The following is a 4,105-nucleotide window of genomic DNA, read 5'->3' on the forward strand; positions in this document are numbered from 1 at the left end:
GACCGACGACCCCGGCGGGCCGGCCGGTGTCGCGTCGGGACGCCGCAGATACAGCGGCACCAGCGGCGCCGGATCGGCCTCCCAACCACCCACCGCGGCAACCAGTCCAGCCGCGGACGGATACCCGACGTCGAGCACCGGCAGGCCGAAGAGCGCCGCGTGCTCGGGCGAGCCGGCCACCGCCCGGGCCGCCCCGAGATCCACGTCGGCGGCGGCGCAGACGCCCGGCCCGGCCACCCGCGCCCCGTCGCGGTAGCGCGCCCAGTACACCTCGCGGCGCCGGGCGTCGGTGACCACCAGCGTCTCCCCGACGGTCGCCACCCCGATCGCGTCCAGGCTGCACACCCCGTACACCCGGACGCCCAGCGCGTGCCCGTAGGCGCCGGCGCTGGCCATCCCGACCCGCAGCCCGGTGAACGGCCCCGGGCCGCAGCCGACCACCACCGCCTCCAGGTCGGTCATCGACAGGCCGGCATCGCCCAGGGCGGCCAGCACATTCGGGGTGAGCCGCTCGGCGTGGGCGCGGGCGTCGACGGTGACCCGCTCGGCCAGCACGGTGGGCGCGCAGGCGCCGTCGAGATCCACCAGGCCGGCCGTCACCGCCGGGGTGGCGGTGTCGATCGCCAGCACGGTCCGGCTCACGGCCGGCTCCACCGCCAGCTGGCGGTGCGGGTCTCCGAGTCGCGGCCGCGTTGCAGCGCGATCTCCAGGTGCCGGTCGGCGAGCCGTTCGACCAGGCCGGCACCCCACTCCACCACCACCACCGCGTCGGCCAGGTCGGTGTCCAGGTCCAGTGAGTCCAGTTCGGCCAGCAGATCGGCCCCCGGGTGGTCCAGCAGCCGGTACATGTCGACGTGGATCAGCGCCGGCGCGCCCGCCCGCCGGCCCGGGGGCACCCGGGCCAGCACATAGGTCGGCGAGGTCACCGGCCACTCGACGTCCAGCGCGGCGGCGATCCCCTTGGCCCGCACCGTTTTTCCCGACCCGAGCGGGCCGGTCAACACCACCACGTCGCCGGCGCGCAGCTGAGAGCCGAGCCGGGCGCCCAGCGCGACGGTGTCGGCGGCGGTGGCCAGCACCGCGGTGCCGGTGGCGGCGGACTGCGGCGCGCCGGCGACGTCAGCCACTCCGCCTCCGGTTTCCGACCCGCCCGCGTCGGCGCCGGGTTAGCGTCACCACCCGGCGCGGGGTGGCCCGCTCGACCAGCCGGACCAGCGCGTCGTCGATCGCGTCCGGCTCCTCCAGCTGGACCAGATGTCCGGCACCGGGGACGACCAGCAGCTCGCAGTCCCACAGCAGCGCCGCCATCGCCCGCGAGTAGCCGTGCGGGGTGAGCAGGTCGTGATCCCCGCAGGCGATCAGGGTCGGGATGTTGGCCAGCGTGGTCAGCCCCTCGGCCTCGTCGTGCACCTCCAGCGCGTGCAGGAAGCCGACCATGGTGGCGACCGGGGTGGCGTGCATCATCTCCTCGGAGAACGCCACCACGCTCGGGCTGATCTCATCCTTGCCGTAGGAGGCGGCCCGCACGATCGGGGCGATCACCTTGCGGGCGGCGCCCCGGCCGCGGTGCACCAGCCGCGGCGCATAGCGGACGCTCAGCTGGACGGCTTCCAGCGCCGGGTTGCGCAGCACCTCGCCGAGCGGCGAGCGGGACACCCCCTTGGCGGCCGAGGAGATCAGCGCCACCCCGACCACCCGGCTGCGGTAGTCCTCCGGGAACTGCCGGGCGTGCGAGAGCACCGTCATGCCGCCCATCGAATGGCCGACCAGCACCACCGGGCCGCGCGGCACCGTCGCGGCCAGCACCGCCGCCAGGTCCTGGCCGAGCCGCGGCACCGTGTACGTCTCCGGCGGCGCCGGCTCGGATGCGCCGTGGCCGCGCTGGTCGTAGAAGACCATCCGCACCTGCGGCCCCCACTCCCGGGCCAGCCGGGCCCGCTGGAAGTGGAAGGATCCCATCCGCAGACAGAACCCGTGGCAGAACACCACGGTCAGCGGGGCATTCCGCGGTCCGGCCTCACGGACCGCCAGCCGCACCCCGTCGTCGGTGGTCACCGTCGAGCTGCGGTCGCCGTCGAAGATCGCGAAATCCTCGTCCAGGTACGGGTCGTCGGCGCTGGTCCGCCGGATCAGCGAGTGCGCGGTGGTGACCCCGACGATGGTCCCCAGTGCGGCCACCCCGGCGGCGCCCGCCAGCCAGCCCTCGCCCCCCCGGCGCCTAACCGCCACCGGCGCCCGCCTCGCGGTAGCTCCTGACCACCCGCCCGCGCGGGGCGGTCGCCACTTCGTAGTGGACGGTGCCGAGCGTATCCGCCCAGTCCTGGGCGGTCGGTTCGCCGTGCGTGCCGGGCCCGAACAGGACGGCCTCGTCGCCCTCTTCGACGTCTACCGGCCCCGGGCCCAGGTCGACCACGAACTGATCCATACAGACCCGGCCGACATTGGGCCGCCGGCGGCCGTTGATCAGCACGTCCAACCGCCCGCTCAGCGGCCGGAACACCCCGTCGGCGTAGCCGATCGGCAGCAGCGCCACCGTGGTGTCGCGGTCGGCGACCCAGGTGTGGCCGTAGGACACCCCGTCGCCGGCTTTGATCGAACGCACCAGCACCACAACCGATTTCAGCGTCATCGCCGGGATCAGGCCCATCGCGCCGCGATCCGGCACCGGGTTGAGCCCGTAGACGGCGATCCCGGTGCGCACCAGGTCGAAGGTCAGGTCCGGCCGGGTCAGGGTGGCCGCCGAGTTGGCCAGGTGCGCCACCTCGACCTTCAGCCCCTGCGCGCGCGCCAGGTCCAGCAGTGCGGTGAACCGCCGCGCCTGGGCGTCGGTGACCGGGTGGCCCGGCTCGTCGGCGCAGGCCAGGTGCGACATCAGCCCGCGCAGCCGGATCGCGCCGTCGGCCGCGGCGCGACCCACCGCGGACAGCAGCGCCGGGTAGTCGGCGGGGCTGACCCCGTTGCGGTTCAGCCCGGTGTCCACCTTGACGGTCACCGTCGCGGTGTGGCCGGTGCGCCGCACCGCGTCGAGCAGCTCGGTCAGCTGGCGCACCGAGGAGACCGCGATCTGCACGTCGGCGGTGATCGCCGGCCCGAAGTCGGTGCCCGGCCGGTGCAGCCAGGCCAGCAGCGGGGCGCCGACGCCGCCGGCCCGCAACGCCAGCGCCTCGTCGACGGTGGCGACCCCCAGCTCGGCGGCGCCGGCCGCCAGCGCCGCCCGGGCCACCGGCACCGCCCCGTGCCCGTACCCGTCGGCCTTGACGATGGCCATCAGCTGCGCGGATCCGGCGTGCTCGGCCAGCACCCGCACGTTGTGCGCGATGGCGCCCAGGTCCACCACGGCTTCGGCCAGCGGGCGGCGGGTCTCCCGCTGCAGCGCATCGGCCGACGGGGTCAACGTGTACATCCCGGCAATTGTCCCAGAACCGCCTCGCCGTCAATGCGCGAAGTGCTGCTGGGTGTAGTGACCGCCCGGTTTCACCTTGTCCAGCGCGGTGACCGCCTTGATCGTGTCGTCGTAGAGCGCGCGGGCCAGGTCCGCGGAGAGCCCCTCACGGACCACCACCCGCAGCACCGCGACGTCGGTGGCGTCCTCCGGCATGGTGTAGGCCGGCACCTGCCAGCCGAACGTGCGCAGCTCGTGGGAGACGTCGAACTCGGTGTAGCCGCGGTCCCCGGCCAGCCGGCAGCTCACCACCGGGATCGCCGAGCCGTCGCTGATCAACTCGAAATGCCCGCTGGCGGCCAACTGCTGAGACAGCCAGCGGGCGGTGTCGCTCAGCGTCCGCATCACCTCGGTGTAGCCGGCTCGGCCCATCCGCAGGAAGTTGTAGTACTGGCCGACGACCTGGTTGCCGGGCCGGGAGAAGTTCAGCGTGAACGTCGGCATGTCCCCGCCCAGGTAGTTCACCCGGAAGACCAGGTCCTCGGGCAGGTACTCCTTGCTGCGCCACACCACGAACCCGATGCCCGGGTAGGTCAGGCCGTACTTGTGGCCGCTGACGTTGATCGACACCACCCGTGGCAGCCGGAAGTCCCACTTGAGGTCCGGGTGCAGGAACGGCACCACGAAGCCGCCGCTGGCCGCGTCGACGTGCACCGGAACGTC

At 74.0% G+C, this 4,105-nt stretch carries 5 protein-coding genes; all 5 read right to left on the reverse strand.

The features are described from left to right. The coding region (gene tsaB / locus AC2VNT_RS15260; protein ID WP_486947658.1) for a tRNA (adenosine(37)-N6)-threonylcarbamoyltransferase complex dimerization subunit type 1 TsaB at nucleotides 1–654 on the reverse strand (654 nt) is incomplete at its 3' end. Then, nucleotides 639–1,127: a tRNA (adenosine(37)-N6)-threonylcarbamoyltransferase complex ATPase subunit type 1 TsaE gene (tsaE, locus tag AC2VNT_RS15265; RefSeq protein ID WP_486947659.1), complete on the reverse strand. Its 489-nt coding sequence runs from the start codon at nucleotides 1,125–1,127 to the stop codon at nucleotides 639–641. The genes tsaB and tsaE, both read right to left, overlap by 16 nt. After that, nucleotides 1,120–2,229 (reverse strand): alpha/beta fold hydrolase, encoded by a 1,110-nt coding sequence (locus tag AC2VNT_RS15270; RefSeq protein ID WP_486947660.1) that lies wholly within the window; start codon nucleotides 2,227–2,229, stop codon nucleotides 1,120–1,122. The genes tsaE and AC2VNT_RS15270 overlap by 8 nt, the downstream gene beginning before the upstream one ends. Further along, nucleotides 2,219–3,403: an alanine racemase gene (gene alr, locus AC2VNT_RS15275; protein WP_486947661.1), complete on the reverse strand. Its 1,185-nt coding sequence runs from the start codon at nucleotides 3,401–3,403 to the stop codon at nucleotides 2,219–2,221. The genes AC2VNT_RS15270 and alr overlap by 11 nt, the downstream gene beginning before the upstream one ends. A 30-nt stretch (nucleotides 3,404–3,433) precedes the next feature. Next, the coding region (locus tag AC2VNT_RS15280; RefSeq protein ID WP_486947662.1) for a pyridoxal-dependent decarboxylase at nucleotides 3,434–4,105 on the reverse strand (672 nt) is incomplete at its 5' end.

This window comes from Mycobacterium sp. TH-M15, assembly GCF_057473705.1.

Excerpts from the sequence above, each read along its gene's own strand:
- alr (WP_486947661.1), bottom strand. The coding sequence starts at position 3,403 with ATGTACACGTTGACCCCGTCGGCCGATGCGCTGCAGCGGGAGACCCGC.